Here is a 24,984-nt window from a genome sequence, read left to right as displayed (position 1 = left end):
TTCCCCCTTTACCTGAACATCAGGAGTCCGAGTCCACCGGCTGCAAGCAAGACCAGGAACAGGTTGAGCTTCTTCCCATACTTCAGTATAAGCAAAAGGATACTGAGTGCTGCGATGTATCCCCACCACGCCGGGATTCCGCCCCTGGCGATGGAATAGACCGCGTAGGTGAGCAGGGCCAGCACGACGGGTTTCAGGCCGTCGAGAAATGCTGAGACCCAGCGGTTTGTGCGGAACGTGTGTGCGACGGTCGCGATGATGAGGATGATGATGAACGAGGGCAGGATGACACCCATCGAGGTGACCAGCGCGCCGGTGAGACCGCGCAGCTTGTACCCCACAAAGGTCGCCATGTTGATGGCGACCGGACCCGGCGTGATTTCGCTGATGGCGACGAAGTCCAGAAACTCCTTCATGGGAACCCAGGCCAGATTGACAACCAGGTCTTTCTGCAGCAGCGGGATCATGGCCTGTCCGCCGCCGAACGTGAAGATCCCTATCTTGAAGAAAACGCCGAACAATGCAAGGAAGCTGATCATGACACGCTCTTTCCGACGGTAGGCACTGTTCCACGCCGTTTGAACGCCTCGACGGTGATGCCGACCAGGCCGCCGCCCAGGATGAGCCAGACAGGGCTGACCTGGTGGACGAAGAACAGGATGCCGAGCGATGCAGCGCATACGACAGCGGAGACAATGGTCCATTTCTGCCGTTTGCCCAAGTCAAGGACGATGGTCGCTATCTGTGCGACGACGCCCACAATGACGCCGGCAAAGAAGCGCTGGACCCAGACGTTGTCCTTGAAGCCGGGGAAGAAGATGGCGATGACGATGATGACGGCCACGGCCGGGATACTGACGCCCAGTGTGGCAAGGACGGACCCCAGGATACCGCCTTGCGTGTAGCCGACAAACGTCGCCATGTTGACGGCGATGGGGCCGGGCGTGACCTGGCTGATGGCCAGCATGTCATAGAACTCCTCATCCTTGAGCCAGTGATACTGCTCGACGAGATAGCGCTTCATCATGAGGATCATGGCGTACCCGCCTCCGATGGTAAACGCCCCGATGATGAAGAAGATCCAGAACAGCAGAAGCTGTTTCCTGACTGACGCGTGACCGGCTGTATAGGTGATTGCCTTCTTCTGTTCCATGCATTCCTCCGGAGTCACGAAAGGGGCAGCACACGGCTGCCCCCCAGATTTCTATGTCGTGTGGGCCAATCCTCGCAACTACGCGTTGAGGAGCGCAATGCAGCAGACGTCGCGGATGTCCTCGGGTGAGCAGCCACGGGACAGGTCGTTGGCGGGCTTGGCAAGACCCTGCGAAATCGGCCCGATAGCCTGAGCGCCTGCCAGGTGCTGGACTATCTTGTAGCCGATGTTACCTGCATTGAGCTCGGGGAAGATGAACACGTTGGCCTTGCCTGCGACCGGGCTGCCCGGAGCCTTGCGCGCACCGACGGAGGGAACGTACGCGGCGTCGAACTGCAGTTCGCCGTCGAGCAGGAGCTCGGGTGCCTTCCGGTGTGCCAGTGCAGTCGCCTCACGAACCTTGGTGACCATCTCATGCTCGGCAGAGCCTTTGGTACTGAAGGACAGCATCGCGACGGCGGGCTCGATACCCGTCAGCGTCTTATACGTCTTTGCGGTTGCGATCGCGATGTCGGACAGCTGGTCGACAGTGGGGTCAGGGATGACGGCACAGTCACCGAAGCCCAGCAGCTTGCCGTCGGGCATGACCATGAGGAACATCGAGCTGACCGTCTTGCCGCCAGGCGCGGTGCCGACGATCTGCAAGGCAGGCCGCAGCATGTCGCCGGTGCTGTGAACAGCGCCCGTGACCAAGGCGTGCGCCATGCCGGTCTCCAGCATGCAGGTGGCGAAGTAGATGGGGTCCACAGATAGCTCGGCCGCCTTCTCGGGTGTCATGCCCTTGGCTTTGCGCTTTTCATAGATGAGGGTGGCAAACTCGGCCGCCTTGGGTGATGTGTTCGGATCCACGATCTGCATCCCGGTCAGGTCGACGCCGAGGCGGGTCGCATTGGCGCGGATGGATGTCTCGTCCTCGACCAGGATGACGTCCGCCATTCCTCCGCTGACCAGCATCTGTGCCGCTTTGAGGGTACGTTCTTCATTGCCCTCGGGCAGAATGACAGTGCGGTGCAGGGCCTTTGCCTTGGCTCGAATATCTTCCAGTACACTCATGTGTTCCTCCCGCAAAGGTTGGCTACACCAAGCATTGTACCACGGCAGCGTTCAGCGTCCAATAGGACGGTGAAACGTCCGGTGACCGGCTGATGACGCGGTTACGTCAGGCGATGTCTGCGACTCTCCATGACGGGCACGGAACACTACGCGAGCAGCCGTGTCAGCACCATGTAGACTGCCGTTCCTGAGAGAATGCTCAGGAGAGCGCTGTGTTTCCACCGGTGGGCGAGGACGGTAATCGCCACGCCCGCAAGTGCCGGTATCCCGTAGGGCATTATGCGCCACGAAATGCTACTGAGCGAGTAGAAGACGAGAAGCCATAGAACAAGTGGTGGCAGAACAGTCTCGACGGTGGCAACCCAGCGGGGCGGGCGCTTTCGGCTGAACAGCAGGAACGGCAGCAGGCGGCTTGCGAAGGTGATGCCTGCCATGACGGCGAGGACAACGAGGGAGTCAGGCATCGTCCGTGTGCCTTGCGAGAAGCAGCAGCAAGCCTGTTCCAACAGCGATGGAGGCCGGCAGAACGGCCGATGATGGAAGAACGAGGCGTCCGACCACGGTCGTTGCCAGGGCGACAGCAAGGGGAACCAGCGAACGGATTCTCTCCGTGCTTCCGACGGCTAGGACCACAAACAGAGCTATCAGCGAAAACTCGATGCCCGTGATGGTGGCGGGGACCGCTGTTCCCAGGAGGGCGCCGATGAGCGTTCCAGCAACCCAGTACAGCTGGTCGAGGAGTGAGATGGCGACGTACAGCCGAGTTCTTGTGGAAGGATCCGGTTCCAGGGTGGTCGTCAGCAGGGCGAAGGTCTCGTCCGTGATGGCGAAGATCAGGTATGGCTTGGCCCACCGTGCGCCGGAGAACTTGATAAGGAGCGACAGGCCATAGAAGGAGTGGCGCAGGTTGAGCAGGCACGCCATCATGACAGCCGTTGGCATGGACATGCCAGTCGCAGACAGTCCAAGGATGAAGAACTGGGTGGCTCCCGAGTAGACGAAGATGCTCATGGTCACTGGATACCACCATGGGTGTCCGGCCTGCACTGCCACGAACCCGAATGCGACGCCGAGAGGGATGTACCCCATCAGAACCGGGAGAGTATGGCGTGCAGCCTGTCGGAAGATCGATTGGTTTTCCATGGGCGGATTGTATGGAATCGGCGGTCGGTGTCAAGCCGAAGGATGGGCTGCTACACCAACCGGGGTCAGGTCCACACATTTTACAAAACCGTTCACGTCAGGCAGAAGAACCCGTGGGCGCAAACCCACGGGTTCTCGGTCTCCGGAGGATTGACTATTACACTGTTCCTATCGGTACCTGGATAGGGGCGAAGGCGCTGAATGATAGGATTTAGTCAAGATCGCGCTTCATCTGTCTCTGTATGGGCCGGCAGACGGCGTATGCGGCCACCCCGCCGATCACCGCTTCGGGAATGCCGCTCGTCAGGATGGTCAGGCCGATCAATCCGAGAAGCACGTCGAACCCTTTCCCGAGCACCGTGGCGTAGCTGTGGCCAAAGAACACATAGATGCCCCCAAGGACTCCAAAGGTGTTCGCGAGACTGCCCAGCGCTCCACTGAGGCCATAGACGACGCCACTCTTCCATTTCAAGCGGGTGAACAGCTTGAAACAGGCGCCCGCTACCACGCCGACAAGGATCCTCGGCACAAAGCAAATGACAAGGCTCCACACATTGCCTCGCGTGGTCCCGAGCGCGTAGAACGGGGTGAAGACAAACGCGACAAGAGGGTTCGGCGGGGTGAACGTCCAGACCAAAAAGCTGAACAGGCCGGCGAACGCCCCCATGGCTGCACCCGCGCCGGTGCCGAGAAGGATGGCTGTGATGATGACCGGGACCATGGCGAGGGTCGCAACGATCGGTCCGATCGCTGGAAGCGATCCCAGCGGAGTGAAGCAGACCACAGCCTCGATAGCGAGAAGCATGGCGAATTGAGTCAGAATGAGGGTACTTCTCTTGAGCGGTGTTTTCATGCCAAACCTCCATATAGGGTATCGGCGGCATCCTCGGCGCAACAATCGCAGCCGCTCCTCTGTATCGAGAAGGCGGTGATGTCCCCTTGCGAAACCACAGGCATGGGTGGTTCCACAAATATTCTAGCACAGTTTCCTCAGCGCGGGCGTATACTGGTGCCGCGGGAGGTTGGATCTCAGGAACGAGAGGTGGCACGAATGGGTGATGTGATGCGGTTGGTGGCGCGAGTTTGCCGGAGGTATCTTGCGGGGCCCGACCGGGACTTTATCCTGCGCCCAGCCACTGGGTTCACACCGCCTGGCGTCACGCGGGCGGGGCTGTACCTGCACATCCCCTTCTGCCGGAGCCTGTGCCCATACTGTCCGTACAACCGTATTGCGTATGATCCCGATCTGGCGGAACCCTATGCGCAGGCGGTTCTCGCGGAACTGGCCAGGTACGCGGGCGGTGAGCACAACATCCAGGCATCGTCTCTCTACATTGGCGGCGGCACGCCCACAACCATGATGAACCAGCTTGGGCCGGTGCTGGAGGGCTTCCACAGGGTCTTCGACATCACGGGCGAGGTTGCCCTGGAGACGACCGTCGGCGACATCACACCGGATGCAGTGACGCGTCTGCGTGCCCTTGGCGTCGACGTCCTCAGTCTGGGCGTGCAGAGCTTCAACGATCGTCTCCTGCGAGCGATCGGCCGGACATACAGCAGTGAAGCAGCGCGCGCGGCGGTGAGGGTAGCGCAGGCCGGAGGGTTCCAGTCCCTGAATGTCGACCTGATGTTCTGCCTCCCCGGGCAGACAGTCCAGAATTTCCTGCACGACCTGGAACTCGTGACACAGCTGGGCGTGGACCAGGTGACCTGCTACCCCTTGTTCTCGTTCCCCTATTCGACGGCTGGGCGTTCGCAGGGCCTGCCCGAGCTGCGCATGCCACCAACGCGTGAGCGGCGCGCCATGTATCATGCGATGCATACGTTCCTCGAGGGCCACGGCTATCGGCGCGTATCCGTCTGGGGGTTCCAGAAGGGTCAGGGTCCGCGGTATTCCTCGGTCACACGGGACGAGTACCTCGGCTTCGGGGCGGGCTCCGGGTCGCACATTAACGGGTTGTCCTGGTTCAACACGTTCTCCGTGTCGGAGTACACGGCGGCGTGCGCTGCAGGCCGCTCTCCGGTGGCACTGTCCATGCCTTTTACGCCGGCCATGGAACGGTCGTTCTGGCTCTACTGGCGCCTATATGACTCCAGCATGGACATCGCGCAACTGCGGGACCACTTTCGCGCTGATGCAGGCAAATTGTGGCTGCTACTGGCCAAGGCGCGGGCGCTCGGCATGGTCCGCGAAGAGGCCGGCCGGTTGTGGCTCACGGAACGAGGCGCGTTCTGGATCCACCTGCTGCAGAACGAGGTCGCCCTTCGGGCCGTCGACCGTATCTGGAGCGTCTGTCTGCACGATCCCTGGCCGGAGGAGATCCAGCTGTAGGAATCACCCGAACTGATGTACACCTCCTGCAGGCTCCCAGGATGTTGATGCTTGCGTCGTGACAATGCCGTAGCCGGCAATATACTATCCATTGCGGGAGGTGAGCGATGGATGAGAACGAGAAGGCACGACTGGCGCAGGTACTGAAAGGTCAACTAGCTGGCGGACAGCACCCCGGTCCCGTCATCCCGTCTGTACATCCTGCCATCCAGCCCGATTTCACTCCGTTTGCGCTTGCGGCGTGTGCAGCGAATGCACATCTGCATCGGCATATCGATGACGCGCTGCGGCTGGCTGACCCCACGTGGGACGCGCAGATCGCAAGCAGTATGCTCGTGCGTCATCCGGCGCTGATCACGCTGTCCATGGAAGACGCACCGTATGCGTGCAGGCTGGTCGGTGTGGCGGTGGCGGCACAGCACGACCAGCGGGCGCGGTCCTGCCTGGGTGAGATCATGCGCGATGGCTGGCGCCGCGCGTGGCAGACGGTCAGCGCCGGCGAGAGTATCAGCCTGGAGCGGTTCAGAGCAATGCATCCGAGGGAACAGCAGCAAGAACCCGATGTGGAACTGGTGGTACTGGTATGGTACGCTGGCGTCTGCGGTGTCCCGGTGGCGGAGACCCCGTTGCGTGAGGCTTTGGATCATTCGCTCGTCAAGGCGCTGCACCGCCTGACCCTGGCAGCGGCGGAGATCGATACGGAAAGCCAGTCCCGCTATGATGCCGCTTTGAGGTATGACGAGCTGTGGTGGCGGGCGACGAGTGGGGACTCTGGAGACCGGGAGCTGGCTGCGCGCCTGAGCGCCGCTCGTGACCTTCTCAGGCAGATAGCACAGATGGACCAGGCTGTCTCTCCAGGACCGGGCGACGTCTGGCAAGCCGCCTTTCTGCTTGCTGGAGCCGATACCGGACTCGACGATGGGACAGCCGTCAGCATGCTCGCTGGACTCTTTGCTTTGAGACAGATACCGGTGACAAAGTCACCGACTATGTACGGGCCGAGTCCATCGGTCGGCTCCCCGGAAGACGGCGTAGAACTGCGCAGGGCACGCGCGGATCTTGCGGTGCAACTGCGCGAGTCGCACCGCCTGACCGGTGAGCTGGATCGGGCACGCGACCGGCTGAGCGCACGCGAGGCTGAGATCTCGCGGCTGCTGGGTATTCTCTCGGCGCGTGACGAGTCTGAGGCTGAAGTGCAGTACACCGTGCGCTCCCTCACCGAGCGGGTCCTGGTTGCCGGTGGGCATGAGACGCTGTCCCGGAACCTGCAGACATGGCTTCCCAACAGTGTCTGTATCGCTACGAACGGCAAGGAAGACCTCGACCCCGCAGTTCTTGCCACGACCCGCCTCGTGGTCGTCCTGACCTCGTACATCAGCCATTCCTTCTCGGGGAAGGTGATCAACGAGGCCCACAAGAGGGACCTGCCCGTCCTGATGCTGGATTGGCGCAGCGCCAAGCACATCCTGCAGGAGATTGACCGCGCTCTGGCGGCGCAGCGGGACCTTCCGGCAAAGCAGTAGGACGCATCGTCATTCCCGCGCATGCGGGAATCCATCATTGCATCATCATGTGGGTCCCCGCCTTCGCGGGGACGACAAGAACCGACCGACCTCTGATCTGTCATTCCCGCGTATGCGGGAATCCATCATTGCATCATCATGTGGGTCCCCGCCTTCGCGGGGACGACAAGAACCGACCGACCTCTGATCTGTCATTCCCGCGCATGCGGGAATCCATCCTTAACCTTATTGCCGTTGCCCAGGCCGGCGAGGGCCATATACTAAAAGACTAGGCCCAGATGACTGGGTGCCGCGAACGTGGAGGTCCAGAGAGTGAACATGCGCAAGGCAGTGGGATGGATCCTGCTGGTAATAGCAGTTGCAGCGGCAGTCGTCGTTTCGGTCGGGTTCAGCCGTGACCGTGCCGACGAGCGCCACGCGGTTGCCTACGTGCAGTCGGCGGACGTCTGGCGGGCCAGACAGCAACTCCTGTGGCAGGAGGCCGACATCGCTTATAGTGCCCAGGTGGCACGGCAGGAAAGCATGCTGCGGGTGGCCGAGGCTGAAGAGGCAGGAGATGTGGCTGCGGTCGAGGCAGGTGACCACGAAGCCATGGCACGTCAGGGCGACCGTGAGGACCAACTGGTTCGGTCGGTCATCGCGGGATGCGACCCAGCGGTCGCCGCTCAACTCCACCCCGTGGCAGAGCTGGCATGGCCGCTGACGGGACCTATGAAGGTCACGTCGCCCTATGGCGAACGCATGCACCCCATCATCGGTGAAGAGGCGTTTCACCGGGGCGTCGACCTGCGCTCTCACTATGGCTCGCCCATCCTTGCGGCCGCTGATGGAGTCGTCCTATACATCGGCAGCAAGACCACCTATGGCAACATGGTCGTCGTCCTGCACGGTGAAGGCATTGCCACGGTGTACGGTCACTTGTGGAAGTTTGTGGTCCAGCCCTACCAATGCGTCAAGAAAGGACAGCTCCTCGGGTATACGGGCAACACGGGCTTCAGCACTGGCCCTCACCTGCACTTCGAAGTGCGCCAGGATGGTGAGCCGACCAATCCACTCGAGTGGCTGCCTCCCATCGAGACAACTGACCAGGGGGTGGTCATCCAGTGACCGATGCTGACGTTGCCGGACGAAAGTAGGCCCACAGTGCTCCAACCAGATAGGCAATCCATGCGACGACCTGCACGAGATTGGGGCTGTCAGTATATCCGAAGATAGAGCTCAGCAGGCCACCGATGATACTTGTGTCACTCAGCAGGGTCCGCGTGGACCAGAGAGGGGCGACTCCTGTCGGAAGCAGGCCAAGGCCCTGGAACTCACCAACACCTCCAACCAGGAGACCGGCGGCCATGACGATGAGGAGGACACTCGTGACGGTGAAGAACGGTTTGAGAGCCAACTGCCTGCTCCCGCCGTACACGATTCCACCAAGCACGGCGGCGACGGCGAAGCCGAGCACGGCGCCACTGATGGTTGCAGCTGGACTGGCCTGCTGTGTGGAGCCGACGACAAAGAGGACCGTCTCGATACCTTCCCGGATCACAGAGATGAACGCGAGCGAGGCGAGCATCCACACAGAACCGTCGCTGACGGCATGCAGGACGCGTTGCCGAAGGCCGGAGCCGATCGCCCCCGACTCTCGCTTCATCCACAGGGTCATCCACGTCAGGATGATGACCGCCAGGAACTTCAGGCTTCCCTCGAGAGGGGCCTGGAAGCGTTCAACTTCCGTCGTGTGCAGGACGGCGAAGATGCCGACTGCTGCCGCAACACTGACAATCGCCGCCGCCGCTGTCCCCAGCCATACCTTGCTTGCAGAACGGCCGGCGCCCAATTGATGCAGGTAGGCCAGAATGATGGCCAGCACCACCGCTATCTCTACTCCCTCGCGAAGCGCTATAATGAACGTATTCAGCATATCTCACCCTTTCCTGCCGGGCCACAACAGGCACTCAGCAAGAAAGTATATATAGCTATTCTAAGAAACAAGTGAAGCAGGTATCAACATCGTCGTCTTCACACCCCCGGCACGATGCCGCCCATTGGCGTCAGATCGAGCCCACCTGCCCGCAGAACCCGGATGAGCGCATTGAGTCCCACGGAATCGCAGGCCATGTGCCCGGCGACGACGAGTCTCCCTTTGACCTCCGACTGCCGCAGCTTCAGGATGTCGGCGACTTCCATGTGCAGGGTCATCACGGTCCCGACGCCGTGGCGCCAGTACGTCTCCACGACGGAAGCGCCACCGTTGGTGCCACCTGCGAAGGCAGTGACGACCTTGCCGGCCGACGCACCGGGGTCCCCCACGACAATCGCCGGACGCGTCCTGGCGTGCGCGTACTCTGGGAGTTCGAGCAGGATGTTCGTCAGGTCCTGTACGGTCGCAGCAGAACCAGTCTCGCCCAGGCGCCGCTGAACGTGGGTGTCCACGATGCGTTCCATCATGAGGTCGCAGGGATAGTGGACGTTCATGAACGGCATCCCCATCAGGCGGGCGACGCTGGGCATATAGTCCCAGTTGCGCATGTGGTTGTTCCGCTCGACACCGAACTGGCGAGGTTTCAGGGCTTCGCGCGCCTCGTCCTCTGGTACGCCTGCTTTCCTGAGGGTTTGCAGTTGCCGGTTCATGACGAGGTGCAGGTTCAGCATGGCGTCGCCTCCCTGTGGGTGATGCACGATGACACCGTCGTACCCCAGGTCGCGGGCGATGCTCAGCAGACCGGTGTCGGCGTCGATGCACACCAGCGCCTTCGTGATCTCGCCGGGCACATACACCTGCGTGTCCTCCGGGACCTCCGTGAGTCCCGCCATGTCCAGTGCCAGTTGCATGATTCGGTCCGTATGCATATGTGCCTCTGCCTAGTAGTTGAAGAAGCTGTTGCCAATGAACTCGCGGATGATGGACGTACTGGGGATGACGTCGATGTCCATCACGGGCAGGAAGTAGTCCAGGAAGCGGACCAGCCGGCGCGCCTCGGAGTATTCGGGGACGGTGTTGTCAATTTGCAGCAGCAGCTGCATGGCGTAGTTCTTGAGGAAGGCCAGCTCGTACACGAGCGACGAGTTGAACATGGCGTCGGCGTTTTCCTGGAACGGGAAGATGTGGCGTTCCTCGCCCATGCGGACAGAGTGCCATATCTGCAGGGTCTGCAGGGCGGAGTACCCGCGGAAGTTGTGGTCACGTACCATGCGCCGCAGGATGCGCACATCGGTAGTCGGGATGCGGTTGTCGGCGTCCAGGTTGAGGAAGGTGAGGGCTGACACATAGATGCGATACTTCGCGCTGTCCGGTATCTGGGAGGTCAGTTTTGGGTTCAGGCCATGGATGCCCTCGACGACAAGGATCGTGCGGTCGTTGGGAACGATGGTGTCACCAGTGTCGGAAGAGGTTCCGGCCTTGAAGCTGTACCTTGGCAGCGTGACAGCCTCCCCGGCCAGAATGCGGTTGAGGTCTTCGTTGAACTTCTCCGTATTGAGCGACTCCAGGCACTCGAAATCAGGCTTGCCCTCCGGCCCCAGGGGGTTTTTGTCGCGGTCGATGAAGTAGTCATCGAGCGAGACTGCGTGCGGGTCGAAGCCGTTGACCCTGAGCTGCAGAGCCAGACGTTTGCTGAATGTTGTCTTGCCTGACGAGGACGGACCTGCGATGAGGACCAGGTGTGCTCCCGAGACCGTAACGCGGTCGGCCAGCTGCGCGATCTTCTTCTCGTGCAGCATCTCGCTGACCATGATGAGCTCGCGAGTGCGGCCGCCGGCCACGACATCGTTGAGGTCTCCCGCCGTCTCGACGCCGATGATGCGTCCCCACTCCTCCGCCTCGCCGAAGATGTCGGCCAGCTTGGTCTGAGGCACGTAGTCCGGCAGGGTGTTGGGGCTGGTGATGCCGGGGAAGACCAGCACCATGCCGGTGCGATAGGGGATGAGGTCGTAGAGCGGCGTATCGCCGGTGCTGTGCGGCATGAAGCCGTAGAAGTAGTTGGGGTGTTTGCCCAGGTAGTAGATGTTGACTGTGGACTTGCTGCGGAAGCGCAGCAGCTCTGCCTTGTCATGCATGCCCATGCCATCCAGCAGCTTCAGGGCGTCCCACTTGTAGAGCTCCTGCTTCTGGTACTCCAGATCCTGATCGATGAGCTCACACATGCGCTGCTTGATTTGGACAACCTCGTCATCAGTCGTGCGTATCTCCCGGAAGTCGCAGAAGAGCCCCTGCCCCAGCGAATGAAGGACGCGGAGTCTCCGGTCGGGAAAGAGGTCGCGTGCGGCAGCGTACAGAATGAACACGAGGCCACGCTGGTAAATGCGTGCGCCATCCTCCATCGTCATGTCGATGAAGCGGACGGTGGCGTCGTGGTTCAACGTCTTGAACAGCTCGCGGATGTCATTGTTGACGCGTGCCGCCATGATGCGTGACGTATGGTACGCTGCGTAGTCCTTTGCCAGCGAGTCCAGACGGACCCCTCGCGGGTATAGGACGTCTTCGCCGGTCTCCTCTATGTGCAGTCGGATCATCTCTGTCGCCATTGTGTTGCCTCCTGACTTCTCAGTCTACGCGCGCGGCGTGACTGGGCAAGGTCAACGACCCCAGGATGGTATGAACGTTGCAGAAAGAACGTCAGGAGCGGGGAGGTCCTTCCTGATGGCCGTGGGCGGCGGCGTGTGGTGCAGAGGTGACGCGCCCGCGAAGCAGGCGCTTGACGAAGAGGAAGACGCCGGGCGCGCGGTTGCGCAGGAAGGACTTCATCATTTCGCGTTCCCCTTCCCAGTGCTCCGTGACGGCGACGATGAAGTGCATGGGCAGGCGGGGAGACAGGACGATGCGGTCCATCAGGCGACCCATGCGCGAGTCCGTGCCATGCCGTTGATACCACCGGCGCAGTGTGTTGAAGGACAGAGCCATGAAGGCGACCTCGTTGCTGTGGAACGCAGGCTGGTCGAGAAACGTCAGGCGCGTGTAGTCGATGGGTTCGGCGACAGACCCGTCCTTGATGCTGCCCTCATACAGGACCGTGGAAGGATAGGGCGAGAAAACGCTGATACACGCGTCATCCGTGTGTGCTTGTGCATTGAGCTTGGGGGTCAGCAGCGCCGTGGCGCGTGTTTCGCCGGGCAGCCCCACCATGTTGTAGGCAAAGACGCGGATGCCTGCCGCGTGCAGCCGCTCGTTCACCTGGACTAGGAGTTCGTTGCTCATCGTGCGGCCCAGTGCCCGGTGGCGCAGCTCCTCGTCGCCCGACTCGATGCCCAGGTAGACTTGTGTACAGCCCATATCGGCCAGCAGCCGGACAGTATCCTGAGTCAGGAGCTCGGCGCGGTGGTCGCAGGCGAACGGGAGGCCGACCTTGCGCTTGTACAACTCTCCGAACCGGGCAAGCCAGTCTGTGGAGATGCCGAAGACGTTGTCCAGGAAGCGCAACTCGCGGACCTCGGGATACCAGCCCCGTAACGCTTAGATGTAGGCGATGGCCCCCTCAGGCGTGCGTGACCGGTGATAGTCCTTCGCATTGGGGTACAGGGAGCGGAAGGCGTGGTTGGTGCAATAGGTGCAGCTGAAGGGACACCCGCGCGACAGCATGCCGAGTGCGGTGTGCGTGCGGGTGGCAATGAGCTGACTGCGGTCGAACAGGCTGAAATCAGGGATCGGCAGCTCGTCGAGGTTGGCGACTAGGGGACCGACCGCTTCATGGCGGAGCTCCTGCCCATCGCGCCACCAGACGCCGGGAATATCCTGCGGAGTCCTACCGGTGACCCAGGCATCCACCAGCCGAGGTAGTACCAAATCGCCGTCGCCCTGTACGACGGCATCGACACTGACGACATCCATACAGCGTTCGGGCGCAAGCGAGGCATGATAGCCGCCCCAGACGATGGGTGCGTGTACCGCATCCTTCGCCCAGCCGGTCCAATCGCTGACTGACGGGAAGGCACTGGTGCGCACAGAGAACCCGACGATGTCGGGATGCGTCGCCGTGAGACGCGTGACGAAGTCCTTACGCGTCGGGGGTTGGGTCACGTGCACGAGGCTCACCGTGTGACCGGCCTGCTTGAGGGTCGCGGACAGAGCCGCCAGCCCTTCGGCATACCAGCCCCCGCGGTCTACTCTCGCCTGCCGTGGTTTGCTGTAGAGCCGTGTCGTCGTATAGTCAGGATAGACCAGTGTCACCCGTGCCATGCCCGTGCCTCCTCCATCCTTCTCGCCTGCCCCGTGCCGGGGTGGTACCGTGTCAGTACCCTGTCATATATACGACGCAGATGACACGTATTCTTCTTGTCAGGATATTCACATTGTCTTCACAAGTCAAGGCGAGGCATGACCGGGACTTGGGCCGCCAGTACCGCGTATGCGGGAATCCAGTCTTTGTATCGTCGTGTGGGTCCGTGGGGACGACGGAAGGAGAGTGACGAGTCAGTGGCTTGACGCAGCTGCCGCAGCGTAGGCTGCCAGGACCCACAGGTACCAGCCAAAGGTGACCAGGATGGGGAGTTCGGGCAGAGGCAAAGCTGCCGGCTCGATGATGAGGGTTGCGTTGATGCCCATCTTCCATCCACGCTGCTGGCGAAACCGGAGCAGAGGTTCCTTGTCCTCCAGCATCCACGCGCGCTCGCCTCGCCACATGTTGATGGTATGCCAGGAATACGTGTTCCCTCCGACGACCGACAGTCTCCCGTCACCGATCCAGGTGGACTCGAAGTCAGCCACGTGGCCCCCGTCCTCGGTCTCCACCGTCGCGCGGCGTCTCCAGAACCCGACACGGTTGAAGACCAGCGTTCCTGTCGAAAGCGTGGCAACGGCGTGCTCTCGGAACATGCTGGGCATCGCCATGGTCCCCACTGTCTTGCCGACCGACCGCAGCTCCCATGCTCGATGCCCCCACTTCGGCTGCGTCCACTCGATTTCGGCGAAGGTCGTGTCTTGTGCTGGTTTCATGTCCCGCTCCTTTTCATGTCATACTCCAACAGGATAGCAGAGAAAGCTGTGTGCTCTTCCCGACTCATGGCGGAAGCTGCAGGACCATTCGGCGACTCTCGACCATGATGGAGGACGCTGTCCGGCGGTCGGCGTGCAGGACGTGGAACCCGATTCTCTCGTACAGCGCCTGGGCACGCGGGTTGTCGACGTCGACATCCAGTTCGACGCAGGAACACCCGGACGCGCGGGCCCTCTGGATGGATCTTGCGATGAGAGAGGAACCGATGCCGAGTGACTGCTGCAGCGAGTCCACACCAACGAAAGCGATGAACCAGCTGCCGGACAGGTTGCGCTGCAGCGCTCTGGCCACGACCACACCACGCCAGGCAAGGCGCACGAGCGCGTGGGCTCCCAGCTGTCCAGCTGCTCGAACCAGCCAGGCAGAGCTGCCATTCCTCGACGCCACACTGTACGCAGTGATGAAGCCGGCCGGGAGGCCATCGTGGAGTGCGATTTCGGTGTTGCGGCAGGAGAACATCCCGCCGGGAGCCCGATAGAACCTCTCGATGATATCGAGAGGTGACAGCCTGGCGGCAAGACCCGTGAACAGCGGGTCGAGGTCTCTGCGGGCGATGTCATACATGAAAGGTGCCACAAACGGCGCGTCGTCTGGTGTCGCAAGTCTGAAGGTCAGTTTAGGGACACTCATAGTCGAGTCCTTTCTCACATCTGCAGACATGACTTTACACGCGGTCCTTCAGGGAATGTACAGGTCTCCTGTTGCTACCACGACGGTCCTGCCTGCGATGAGTACGCGGTTCCCTGCGAGGCGCACCTTCAGGATGCCGCCACGCGAAGATGCCTGGTATGCCACGAAGTCGGTCTTGCCGAGCACGTTGCTCCAGTAGGGCGTCAGGGCCGCGTGCGCGGAACCCGTGACCGGGTCCTCGAAGATGCCGTCAGCGGGCGCAAAGAAGCGGGACGTGAAGTCATACGGCGCATCCCCCGCCCCCGTCACGATGATGCCGGGCACGTTGAGTTTCATGGTGGCTGTACGGTCGGGAGCAAGTGCGCGCACAGTGGACGCCGAACCGAGGTCGAGCAGCCAGTAGTGGTGGGAGTTGACACCAGTCCAGCGGGGAGTCGTGTCGAGCCTCAGAGCGTCGAGGACCCCTGCGGGGACGGGCGCAGGCGAAGGGGGCAGCGACGGGAAGTCGAGCTCGATCCAGTCACCCTGGTATCGGGCGGCAAGCTCCCCACTCAAGCTGTTGAAGTGGACCTTGTCACCGGTGACGAGTCCTGCTTCGTGCAGCGCCCGGGCAGTAGCGAGTGTCCCGTGGCCGCACAGCGGCACTTCGACTGCTGGTGTGAACCACCGCAGTCGCCAGGCGTCGCCCTCCCACAGGACGAACGCTGTCTCCGACAGGTTCATCTCCCGTGCGATGGACGCCATGAGCTCGGTAGTCAGCGGTCTCTCCAGAAGACACACTGCCGCGGGATTTCCGGCGAATGCCCTGTCTGTGAACGCATCGATAATAAAGTAGGTCATAGGCTTGCTACCTCCTTCGCGCAACTCATTGCTGTTCAGAGTGGGTCGAATTCCAACTTCCTGGGCTTGGCTCCACAGGCCAATGCGTAGCGGACGATAGTGCTGTACTCGAGATCAGATCCGGCATGTTCGATCTTTGACACGTATTCCTGAGACCTGCCCATGCGTTCAGCAACGACTCTCTGAGTCAGTCCAACGCTCTTGCGCAGCTCGCGCAACTGCCGCGCCGCCGATAACTCGGCTTTCATCTCGATGTAGATCTGCCGCGCCTTCGGATCAGTCTCAATGAGTTTCTTGATTTCCGACCGATACGCTTCCGTGTCGGTCGTCATGTCACGTATGTCCTTCATGGTTCTCCTCCTGCAGACGTCGTTCCAAGGCTGCTCTCCGGGAGCGGGCGACTCGTAGTTCTCCCGGTGGCGTTTTCTGAGTTGCCTTCTTGTACGCATGGACCCCGAATAGTTGGTTCACACCTTCATACACATAGAAGACCCTGATTCTGCCGTCTGGTTCAATGACTCTTACCTCGAAGAGATTCCGCTCCAGTTTCCTGCCATGGGGCATGAACAGCTCCCCATCTCTCTCCAGTTCTTCGACGATAGCCCAGAATTTGAGCTGAACCGCAGTATCCTGTTCATGCAGGAACTCCAACACCTCTGGCAGCAACACCAGGCGTTTCTTCCCCATACCTTCCTCCTATGTATATAACCCAAGAGTGGTGAAAGTCAAGAATTCTAGATTACTAGAAGCCTGGTTTAGGGGTGGTAGTTGGTATTCTGTGGTTCAGCCGCGAGGGGCATGTTGCGCCAAGAATGACCATCGGCAAGAATTCTCTCCAGGCTCCAGCCAAGTAGACGCGCAGGGGGATACAGAGAAACTCAACGGGTCCTACGGGGTAACTGACCGTATCTCGGAGCTGCTGGGGCCAAGGATATGACAGGCGATTCGTTGGCGCACCCGGTCAAACAACCAGACTGAGGCGAAAGCTGACTCCCAGACGGAGCGGCCAATACTGGATTCCAGGTATTCAGTCGTCTCTTCGAGGAATCCACTGATGTCGGTCCATAGCACCAGATGCGCGCGCTCGGGGCAAAGCGGTTCTCGGCCGGACTCGTCGCGATATTGTTTTTCGCACTTCTCGGCAATCCGGGAGACGGCAGGATTTCGTGACGTGACTGCTCCGTGCCAAATCTCGGGATCTTCTACAGAAGACATCGGGTAGAGACACACGCCTGGGAGATGGCAGATACTCAGATACTGGTTGCCTTGATGCAATCTATATAGCGAGACATCAAGGTCTCCGTCGGGAGTAATGTCATCATATGGTATGAGCGTTTCACCATCTGGACCTTGAGGATAGTCAATCCGGGGGTCGCGTTTCAGAAGGTACTTGAATACCCGCTGGATAGCATTGTGTGGATGCACACTTTCCTCGGGTTCGCCAAGGTCGAGGACATAGCCGCGATACTTCGCGCGAAACAAAGGCCACTCCGTCGAAGTCAACAAATGTCGGTTTGAGGACGGATTCTGTCGATCTGATTGGGACCATGCCACAAGGTCGTATAATTCCTTAGGGTCAACCTGAGTCAACTCGTAGTATGCGATAACGTCTGCTGACCGGCAGACCATGTCTGGCACTGCCTTGTGCTCATCGCCATGCTCCACAGAGTCCCAGTGCGACCTGGGGCCGCCTTCACTGTGCGCAAATTCCTGGAAGACCTCTAGGTCATCCTGGTCTTGCTGCTCGGAATGATTCATCAGTGGTTGCTGATGAGTGCAGCTATGTCGGAATCGCCCAGATCGTACAGGCGGAAGACAAGGGAGTCGATGGCGCGGTCGAGGGCGGTGATCTGGAGCTGAAGGCTGGACTTCTCGCGGTCGGTGCCGGAGACGGCGAGCTGACGATGAAGCGTCAGCATCTGGTCGACGAGGCGGACCATCTCGTCATGCATCGCCTTGTCGGCAGGCTTAACGAAGTCGATAGGACGGATTGGCAGCTGAGCCAGAAATTGGCTGAAGAATCTGTAAAAGCCACCTCGAATCGGGGTACTGACTTGCTTCCAATATGTTTCGATCAACGAGCTGTTGAGCAGGCCGAGGACGTACAGTGGTGCTACTTCACAGTCGCGCTTCAATGTGATGGCGTAGCCGCTGGTAAGGGCGAACGCTCCCTCCGAGTCCCACGCAAAGGAGGATCCTGATGCAATGTCAGGGACGATGATTTTCGCCGCTGTCATCGCCTCGATGTTCTTTGGGTAGATGAATGCGTACCAGTCATCGCCAGCCATCTTGTTGTCTTCGCGCCCCTGCAAGTGACTCTTGGCCTCGTTCAGGTACGCGTAGGTAAGCGGCCAATCATGCTGGAGTTGCTTTGACGGGAGAAGCTCGGCCTTTCCATGGGCTACTAGATACGGAACGATGACCGCTTTGCCGGTCGGACTGATCGAGTACCTGCGAATCTCCTTTCCTTCGACAAAACGCAGTGTCGAGGCAGACTCGATCTGCGTGCTGCGTTGCAGGAACTTGGATTTCACTACCATCGTGGTGCCATCATCGCTCAGGACGTTCACTACGTATACTTCATTTGCGCTTGTCCTAATGCCTTGAGCGATCTTCTGCGCTATGTCCCCCAGCTTCACCGGCATCTTACTCAACCTCTCGAAGAGGGCGGCTCCATTGCCGACAGTGAAGTTCCATGCGGCTGAGGTGGCCGTGGTCGCGAGAAGATCGCCCTCGGTGGCGGAGCGGTCGCGGCGCCATGCAGCAAGATCGGTGACCTTGGCGATGTGAAAGCTCTCGTGTGGTTGAGCATCAAGGAAGAGCAGGCACGTGTAGGTGGTCGCGTTGTCAAAGACCTGCTGGTCCCCAAAATGGACAATGCTCCGCAGATGACCACCGTCTGCAATCAGCTTGCGCAGCGGTTCGCCGTATTGGGCGTTGAAGAACTTGTGTGGCAGGATGTAGCCCAGGCGGCCGTGATCATTCAGGACGCTCAAGCCCTTCTCGACGAATACGGCATACAGGTCGTAGTTGCCCTTGCTTGCCGCACGGTACTTCCCTTTGTAGTATTCGACTTCGACAGGGTTGAACTCCTTGAGTGCCTGGATACGGATATACGGCGGGTTGCCCAGCACGACGTCGAAACCGCCACGGGTATCAAAGACTTGCTTGAAGCCGGAGGTGCCCTTCCAGTCGAAGGCGTTGATGCGGTAGCGGGTGTCGTCACTGATGAAGAGGCTTTCGTCGGCGTCGCTGTAGAAGTCGGGACCGATGAGGGAGTTGCCGCACTTGATGTTGGCCTCCAGCTTGGGGAGCAGGCGCTGGCGGCCACCCCTGGTGAACAGCTCGGCGGTCTCAGAGGTCTCGCCCTCCAGCAACCGCAGGGTCAGCGACAGCTTGGCGATCTCGACCGCCTGGTCGTCGATATCCACGCCGTAGATGTTGTTGGTCAGGATGCGGCGCTTCTCGTCGATGGTCAGGCGATAGTCACCTGTGCGCGGCTCGATGATGCGGTAGTCTTTGAGCGCTTTAGCCCGGTGCGTCTCCTGTGCGTACCAGTCCAGGTGCCAGCTGAGCAGCTTGTCATATGATCCTAGCAGGAAGCTGCCGGAACCGCAGGCGGGGTCGAGGATACGCAGCTGCTCGACCTTGGACGGGATCGTCTCCTTGAGTGCCTCCCCGACGGTATGGTCCACGATGTACTCCACGATGTCCCTGGGGGTGTAGTAGACGCCGCCGGCTTTCTTGACTTCGGGCTTCTCCTCCACTTTGACACGGTGCTCCGTGGTGAGGCGAATGGTTTTGCCCAGGAACTGCTCATAGATGTTGCCCAGGATGGCGACGTCCAGCACCGAGAACTCGTAGGGACTCTGCGGGTAGTAGACGCTGCGGACGATGTCCTTGATGATGTTGTCGTCGACCGTCAGGCCGGGCGTCAGCATGTCCTCGGCGAAGTTGAAGAGACCGCCGTTGTACCGTGCGTCGGCCTGGGTGAAGAGCTGCAGCAGGCGCGTGTACTGGTTCGTGCCGTTGAGCAGGGAGTGCAGCGTGCCATAGATGTCGATGCCGCGGTCCTCGGCGATGCGCAGGAACACGATGCGGTCGATCGTCTTCTGGACAGCGAAGTTGAGCTGATGCAGGGGCAGTTCGCGGTTGCGCAGTGCGATGTTGCGCGCCAGCTTCTCGCGCCACTGGTCGATGAGGCTCAGGAACTCCTTGTCGACCTCACTGGTACCACGCTTGCTGCGCGTGTCCTCGACATACTTGTCGAAGGCGCCGTGAAGGATGGCTTCGCGCGAGAAGGTACCGGTAAGGAACGCCCACTTCTCGGGATAGTCCTCGAAGGTGAAGTACTGGATGCGTGCCACGGAGGCGCTGTCATTCGGGCCGGGCTTGATGCGCGTGTCGTAGACGGCGAATTCCTGGAAGTCGGTCAAGATCGACAGCGGCAGCTTGGCCGAGTAGGCGTAGCGGCGCAACTGGTAGGCGGGACTGGGGTCGTTGCGCAGATCGACTGACGGTTTCTTGGCCTCCACGAAGAACTTGCGGACGCCACCGATGCGGAAGCAGTAATCAGGTGCTTTGGTGCCGCCCTCGATGCTGACCTTGTCCTCGCGGATAACCTCGCGGTACTGCTCGGCATAGCCGTTTCGGTTGGCGACGTCCCAGCCCAGCAGCTCAAACAGGGGATCGATGAAGTCAGTACGTGTGTTGGCCTCATCGTACGAGACACCCTTGTACTGCTCCAGGTGTTCCTTGAAGCGCTCGATCAGATGGACCAGTTCGTCCGGCGGGTTCTCCATGAAGCCCCCTCATTTAGTATTGTACACCAAACGAGGGGCGTGCAACCTGAAACAGGCAGACCATGTCGACGTTTCAGAGGCAGATGTCGGGATTCAGCTATACTTCGGGTAGATAGTAATCATTCTGGCCCGGAGACAATGCGATGAAGAAAACAGAGTCCTGGAGATTGCTCAAAGACCTGTATGCCAGGTTTGTGAATGATGACGTGCTTTCGACAGGAGCAGAGGTAGCCTTCTTTCTGCTCCTGTCCCTGTTCCCATTTCTCATCTTCCTGATGACGCTGGTTTCCTATGTACAGATCGTCGACGTTCAGGACAGCATGCAGGTCCTTGCCGCGCTTATGCCTGCAAGTGCCTATGAGATCCTGCGGGATATCGTCAATGAGACGATTGCGGACAGAAGCGGAACCCTGCTGTCATTAGGCGTGCTCTTTGCACTGTGGTCGTCAACAAGTGGCGTTACGTCTCTAATGCGGGGCATAAACAGGGCATATGATCAGGAAGAAACGCGACGCTTCTGGAGGATGAAGGCCATTTCGCTGGGCTTCACGGTTGAGCTTGCCGTCGTGATTGCGGTTTCGTTCGTTCTTGTCGTTCTCGGCAGGATCCTGGGAACACGGATCTTTCAACTCCTGGGCTTCTCGGATGTGTCTCTCGACATCTGGAACTACGGCAGGCTCGCCATTGTCACGATCACGAGCACTCTCATGTTCATGTTCTTCTATCATGTTGCCCCGAACTGTCGGCTGAAGCTCAGAGAAGTCATACCTGGGGCAGTAGTGGCATCGATTGGCTGGGTGACCGTCTCTCTTGCCTTCTCCTACTACGCGAACAATCTGGGGAGCTACTCGAAGGTATACGGAAGCCTTGGTGGTATCATTGCCTTGCTTATGTGGATGTACCTGAGCAGTATCAGCATCTTGATGGGTGCCGAAGTGAACGCCTCGCTCATGTTTACGAGGACAGGAGGGGAAAAGCCGAAGTTCAAACGGTTCTAGAATCATGTGCGACCAAGAAGAAGTACACGGACATCTCTGATCTTCTCCCCCTGCAGGTTAGTCAAAACACCGGTATCACGTCATACTCATGGTGGAGGGTATGATCTCCGCTGCGAAGCCGTAGAGATATGGCGCGCTGACGGTGCTGGGAACCCGAAGTTCTGCGGGACATGACACTCGTAGACTCAGGTGCGAAGGAGGGGACATGAACAACGAAGATGCACGTACATCAAAGATAGGGTTGATCCTTGGCAATGTCGTAGGTTGGTGGGGCCTGCTGTATGTGGTATTCAGGGCCGTTGCCAGAAGGTTCATTCTTGAAGAGTCGTGGGCAGGCCCTTTCACATGGGTATCCATTGACATATTGCTCGCGACCGTAGTGTCCTCGGTCGTTGCAGCCATCGTCGTGGTCATTTCGATCCGGCATCTGCCTGTTGCACGACCATTTCTCAGGAAGTTCGTCGCCTTTCTTCTGCTTATGACCCTGCTGGGAGGAGGGTTCTACTTCTGTGCTACCGCAGCCCACGAAGGGACTCTCTGGAGTTGTCTGTCCACTAGTCTGAACACAGGATCTCAAGCCGATCCATCCCCGCGGATATCTCCTCCGATACAGATACTCAGTATTCCCTATTCGACGATTTCCAATGGAAGATGGAATCTAATCGATTCATCCAATATCCTACTGGCACTGATATTCCCCTTTGCCTCCATGACTGCTTTGCCTTGTTTTCTCCTTATGCTCATCACTCCCTCATTTCTTGCCCTGCCCGTCTTCTGGCTGTTGGGCGTCCTGGGCCTGTTGTATGTCGTGTTGCCACAGCGAGCATGGGGATGGGCAAAAGACAGAGCAAAGTCAATACGGAGGAGCACAGGATGAAAACAACGAAATCACGGAACTATTCAGTTGTCGCCGCTGCCAGGATAGAGGATTGAGATGAGAAGGAGAGATCTGGTCGGTGTCCTGACTGTTTCGATCGTCGTCTTGATAGTGGCGGGCGCTCTTCTGCTACATTTCGTGGGTCCTCGTCTCCTCGGAAGGAACGAGAGATCGCAGGTGGCTTCGGTTGTTGAGGGCTTCGGCTCAAAACTAAAGGACGTGTCCTTGTCCGTTCCCGAGGAAGTCGCTTGTCAGGAGATAGAACAAGTCTATGCCCCATTTGTGAGTCCACACTTCCTGTCGGATTTGATGCACTATCCGTCCGGAGCGCCCGGACGGTCTGTCTCAAGTCCCTGGCCCGAGAGGATCGAGATCGTCTCCATGGAGAAGCTGGACGTCCACACGATCAAGGTGACAGGAAACATCATCCTCATGACGAGTGTGGAAGTAACTCAAGGAGGCAATGCCGGGAAGACCCCCATAGTGTTGTGGGTGCGGAATACGACCAAGAACGGCGCCTGGCTCATAGACTTGCTTTCGTATGGGGTCTACGCCTCTTATGACCCTGCAGAATTGACTGTAACGCTGAAGAGAGCCTTCTCCGATGTTGCGGGCATCGGAGAAGGGGGAGACCTCTTCATCGCCCAGACCATAGATATGAACGGCGACTCTGTCCCAGAAGCGCTTGTCGACCTGCAGACAGGCGGAGCCTACACGGAATACTATGCCATTTGTCAGGTGGAAGATGGGAAGCTTTGTGCCGCCAACTTCAGAGACAAGAATGCGCCGCTGTCGTGGCCGAAGCTCTTCTGGAAAGGTGCTTCTGCTCAGCATGAAGTGAAGTTGAACTTCGTAGACGATGGCAAAGGCAATCGGGTCATCTGTCAATACGCCATCGACAAGAGCGCTTCGGATCCAGCGGTGACTGAGAAGATCACCGTCGAAGCCTACAAGTGGAATGGGACAACAAAAGAGTTCGGATATGACGAAGGTCTTTCCATAGCATTCGAGCAGGAAGAAGAGAGACTTCTCATGCCAAGAGTTCTGACCTTTGTGTCCCTGGATTTCAAAGAAGTGGCAAGCAACTTCTCTGCAATTGACGCTGTTGCGGTCCGCAATGGGAAAGTCGCCTATTCAACGGGAACAGGCAAGATCCAGCCAAACGCCCCGAACAGCGCAACGACCGATCATGTTGTCATTTCTGATGTCACGAGCGGAAGAACGGAATACTCAATGAGTGTCAGCAAGAAGTGGGCAAGGATCCTGGATGTGCAGATGAATGACCGTTGGGTGCTTTTCAAGGTGTTGGAAGATCCTGGAGAGATTCCTTCCGAGTGCTTTGCCATCAACAGAAGGACCAATGAACTCATCAAGTTGCTTCCTGACTACGACTGGGGTGAGGAAGTCTCACCCGACACCACTGTCTTCACGGTGTTCGATCGAACACTTCTCCAGGGTGACTATGCGTATCTGGTCATCATGAGTGAGGACATGGTGGCGAGTGGCGATTCTACCAGCTTTCGAAGCGGAGCGGGAGGAACGAGACTCATCCGGGCGAACCTGAAGGATGGGAAACAGGAAAACGTCTTCACCCCTCCTGTGCAGTCCTTTTCGATACGTCAGATATGCTCGCTTGATAACGATTCTGTCGCGTTCGATACGTCAGAGGTCATGGTCAATGGCGACACAAGGGATCAGGTGTATTTCTACGACCCGTCGACTACCACACTTAAGTCAGTCTTCATTGATCAGTACACAGATTCGTCAGACCCGAGATCTATTGGCACCTATACCATCACGCCGGACAGGAAGATAGTTTACGCACTCAACAAGAGGATCGTGATTGCCCCAGTAGCAACGCCAGGTGACTTCACAGAAGTTGGCGTAGCGGAAAGCAATGACTACATTTCCGACTACATTGTTGCCTCTGACGATTACCTCGTTGCCAGACTTGACAATGGAGACATCTTCGTGCTCAGCAGGAAGTCAGGAGACAGAACCCTGATCAAGGGCGCGAACGTCAGAAGTGAAATTACTCTTGATACCGACGAGATAGCTTTTGTCAACCGGCAGGAAAAGGCAAACGACAGTGTTGTCTATCTTGATTTGAAGGACCTTTCGCGCTCGCAATTGGTCATCACTGACAGCACTGGGAACGGCTCTACCGGGGTAAGGCTTCCAGCGGGTATCAGTGGGAAGGATGTCTATGTCTATCTGCAGAACAATATCCTGCAACCCAATCTTGGTGGAAAGATGTTCTGCGCTTACAGCCTGTTTGGGAGCGAGATGAAGAACAACAAGGTGTACATATACCTTTGGGCGTTATGCCAGGAATATCGTTCGGAAAATAGAAAACTTGTAGCTGGAACTGGCATAAGCTGTCCAATTACGCTGATAGCCACACCCTCTCAACAAGGCTACACAATAACTGAACATCAACTCCCAGAGAATGGAACTGCCTATGCACCGAGTATCAAGAAGATGTTTCCACTGAAGTACTACAACGAGGTATTCTCCGAGACACAACAATACGACACTGTGATAGCTCGCGAATTGGGTAGTAATGTCGAAACGCAAGCCAGGACGTACTACGGCTTGCAGTAGCAATAGGCAAGGCACAAGCCTGATCGATCAGACTTGTGCCCATACG

24 protein-coding genes are annotated in these 24,984 nt (G+C 58.9%); 6 read left to right on the top strand and 18 right to left on the bottom strand.

Translation table 11 applies throughout. The features are described 5' to 3' along the window. Window positions 1-8: 8 nt before the first annotated feature. The 6 genes from C0398_02505 to C0398_02480 all read right to left on the bottom strand — a co-directional run bounded on the left by C0398_02505 (window position 9) and on the right by C0398_02480 (window position 4,202). Entirely contained in the window at window positions 9-704 is a 696-nt protein-coding gene (locus C0398_02505; protein ID MBA4364862.1) for a chromate transporter, read from the bottom strand. Beyond that, the gene (locus C0398_02500; GenBank protein MBA4364861.1) at window positions 536-1,153 is read right to left on the bottom strand and encodes a chromate transporter; all 618 of its coding nucleotides are present in this window, start codon (window positions 1,151-1,153) and stop codon (window positions 536-538) included. The genes C0398_02505 and C0398_02500 overlap by 169 nt, the downstream gene beginning before the upstream one ends. 78 nt (window positions 1,154-1,231) lie before the next feature. Next, window positions 1,232-2,206: a phosphate acetyltransferase gene (gene pta / locus C0398_02495; protein ID MBA4364860.1), complete on the bottom strand. Its 975-nt coding sequence runs from the start codon at window positions 2,204-2,206 to the stop codon at window positions 1,232-1,234. 146 nt (window positions 2,207-2,352) lie between these two features. Continuing rightward, window positions 2,353-2,670 (bottom strand): branched-chain amino acid transporter AzlD, encoded by a 318-nt coding sequence (locus tag C0398_02490; protein ID MBA4364859.1) that lies wholly within the window; start codon window positions 2,668-2,670, stop codon window positions 2,353-2,355. Next, window positions 2,663-3,349 (bottom strand): branched-chain amino acid transporter AzlC, encoded by a 687-nt coding sequence (locus C0398_02485; protein ID MBA4364858.1) that lies wholly within the window; start codon window positions 3,347-3,349, stop codon window positions 2,663-2,665. The genes C0398_02490 and C0398_02485 overlap by 8 nt, the downstream gene beginning before the upstream one ends. 211 nt (window positions 3,350-3,560) lie before the next feature. After that, complete coding sequence (locus C0398_02480) at window positions 3,561-4,202, bottom strand: ECF transporter S component (protein ID MBA4364857.1); 642 nt, start codon at window positions 4,200-4,202, stop codon at window positions 3,561-3,563. A 78-nt stretch (window positions 4,203-4,280) separates the two neighbouring features. On the opposite strand from C0398_02480, the gene C0398_02475 reads away from it, so the two are divergent. The 3 genes from C0398_02475 to C0398_02465 all read left to right on the top strand — a co-directional run bounded on the left by C0398_02475 (window position 4,281) and on the right by C0398_02465 (window position 8,311). Next, window positions 4,281-5,681: a hypothetical protein gene (locus tag C0398_02475; protein ID MBA4364856.1), complete on the top strand. Its 1,401-nt coding sequence runs from the start codon at window positions 4,281-4,283 to the stop codon at window positions 5,679-5,681. Between the two features lie 107 nt (window positions 5,682-5,788). Next, the gene (locus C0398_02470) at window positions 5,789-7,204 is read left to right on the top strand and encodes a hypothetical protein (protein MBA4364855.1); all 1,416 of its coding nucleotides are present in this window, start codon (window positions 5,789-5,791) and stop codon (window positions 7,202-7,204) included. Between the two features lie 312 nt (window positions 7,205-7,516). Next, complete coding sequence (locus C0398_02465; protein ID MBA4364854.1) at window positions 7,517-8,311, top strand: hypothetical protein; 795 nt, start codon at window positions 7,517-7,519, stop codon at window positions 8,309-8,311. On the opposite strand, the gene C0398_02460 is transcribed toward C0398_02465, so the two are convergent. The 12 genes from C0398_02460 to C0398_02405 all read right to left on the bottom strand — a co-directional run bounded on the left by C0398_02460 (window position 8,301) and on the right by C0398_02405 (window position 20,459). Next, window positions 8,301-9,119: an iron permease gene (locus tag C0398_02460; GenBank protein ID MBA4364853.1), complete on the bottom strand. Its 819-nt coding sequence runs from the start codon at window positions 9,117-9,119 to the stop codon at window positions 8,301-8,303. The genes C0398_02465 and C0398_02460 overlap by 11 nt on opposite strands. A 98-nt stretch (window positions 9,120-9,217) precedes the next feature. Next, entirely contained in the window at window positions 9,218-10,048 is an 831-nt protein-coding gene (locus C0398_02455) for a hypothetical protein (protein MBA4364852.1), read from the bottom strand. Window positions 10,049-10,060: 12 nt separating this feature from the next. Beyond that, the gene (locus tag C0398_02450) at window positions 10,061-11,722 is read right to left on the bottom strand and encodes an AAA family ATPase (GenBank protein ID MBA4364851.1); all 1,662 of its coding nucleotides are present in this window, start codon (window positions 11,720-11,722) and stop codon (window positions 10,061-10,063) included. Window positions 11,723-11,813: 91 nt separating this feature from the next. Next, window positions 11,814-12,614 carry a hypothetical protein gene (locus tag C0398_02445; GenBank protein ID MBA4364850.1) on the bottom strand — a complete coding sequence of 267 codons (801 nt, stop codon included), beginning with the start codon at window positions 12,612-12,614 and terminating at the stop codon, window positions 11,814-11,816. A gap of 33 nt (window positions 12,615-12,647) precedes the next feature. Beyond that, window positions 12,648-13,370: a hypothetical protein gene (locus C0398_02440; protein ID MBA4364849.1), complete on the bottom strand. Its 723-nt coding sequence runs from the start codon at window positions 13,368-13,370 to the stop codon at window positions 12,648-12,650. Window positions 13,371-13,604: 234 nt separating this feature from the next. Then, window positions 13,605-14,126: a hypothetical protein gene (locus C0398_02435; GenBank protein ID MBA4364848.1), complete on the bottom strand. Its 522-nt coding sequence runs from the start codon at window positions 14,124-14,126 to the stop codon at window positions 13,605-13,607. A gap of 64 nt (window positions 14,127-14,190) precedes the next feature. Then, window positions 14,191-14,847: a hypothetical protein gene (locus tag C0398_02430; protein MBA4364847.1), complete on the bottom strand. Its 657-nt coding sequence runs from the start codon at window positions 14,845-14,847 to the stop codon at window positions 14,191-14,193. A gap of 18 nt (window positions 14,848-14,865) precedes the next feature. After that, window positions 14,866-15,657, bottom strand: coding sequence for an oxidoreductase (locus tag C0398_02425; protein MBA4364846.1), 792 nt, complete (start codon window positions 15,655-15,657; stop codon window positions 14,866-14,868). A gap of 35 nt (window positions 15,658-15,692) precedes the next feature. Beyond that, on the bottom strand, window positions 15,693-16,106 hold the full coding sequence (locus C0398_02420; GenBank protein MBA4364845.1) for a hypothetical protein: 414 nt from the start codon (window positions 16,104-16,106) through the stop codon (window positions 15,693-15,695). Next, window positions 15,991-16,344 carry a hypothetical protein gene (locus C0398_02415; protein MBA4364844.1) on the bottom strand — a complete coding sequence of 118 codons (354 nt, stop codon included), beginning with the start codon at window positions 16,342-16,344 and terminating at the stop codon, window positions 15,991-15,993. The genes C0398_02420 and C0398_02415 overlap by 116 nt, the downstream gene beginning before the upstream one ends. 201 nt (window positions 16,345-16,545) lie before the next feature. Beyond that, window positions 16,546-17,415 (bottom strand): hypothetical protein, encoded by an 870-nt coding sequence (locus C0398_02410; GenBank protein MBA4364843.1) that lies wholly within the window; start codon window positions 17,413-17,415, stop codon window positions 16,546-16,548. Beyond that, window positions 17,415-20,459, bottom strand: coding sequence for a restriction endonuclease subunit M (locus C0398_02405; protein ID MBA4364842.1), 3,045 nt, complete (start codon window positions 20,457-20,459; stop codon window positions 17,415-17,417). Before C0398_02405 ends, C0398_02410 begins: the two co-directional genes overlap by 1 nt. A gap of 143 nt (window positions 20,460-20,602) precedes the next feature. Between C0398_02405 and C0398_02400 the strand changes: the two genes are divergently transcribed. From C0398_02400 to C0398_02390, 3 genes are all read left to right on the top strand, one after another. Next, window positions 20,603-21,457, top strand: a complete 855-nt coding sequence (locus C0398_02400; GenBank protein ID MBA4364841.1) for a ribonuclease — start codon at window positions 20,603-20,605, stop codon at window positions 21,455-21,457. 205 nt (window positions 21,458-21,662) lie between these two features. Then, window positions 21,663-22,334 carry a hypothetical protein gene (locus tag C0398_02395; protein ID MBA4364840.1) on the top strand — a complete coding sequence of 224 codons (672 nt, stop codon included), beginning with the start codon at window positions 21,663-21,665 and terminating at the stop codon, window positions 22,332-22,334. Window positions 22,335-22,391: 57 nt separating this feature from the next. After that, window positions 22,392-24,938, top strand: a complete 2,547-nt coding sequence (locus C0398_02390) for a hypothetical protein (protein ID MBA4364839.1) — start codon at window positions 22,392-22,394, stop codon at window positions 24,936-24,938. The last annotated feature ends 46 nt before the right edge of the window (window positions 24,939-24,984 follow it).

The organism is Coprothermobacter sp. (assembly GCA_013824685.1).
Taxonomy (GTDB): Bacteria; Caldisericota; Caldisericia; order Cryosericales; family Cryosericaceae; genus Cryosericum.
This window is presented reverse-complemented; position numbering and strand designations above follow the sequence as displayed.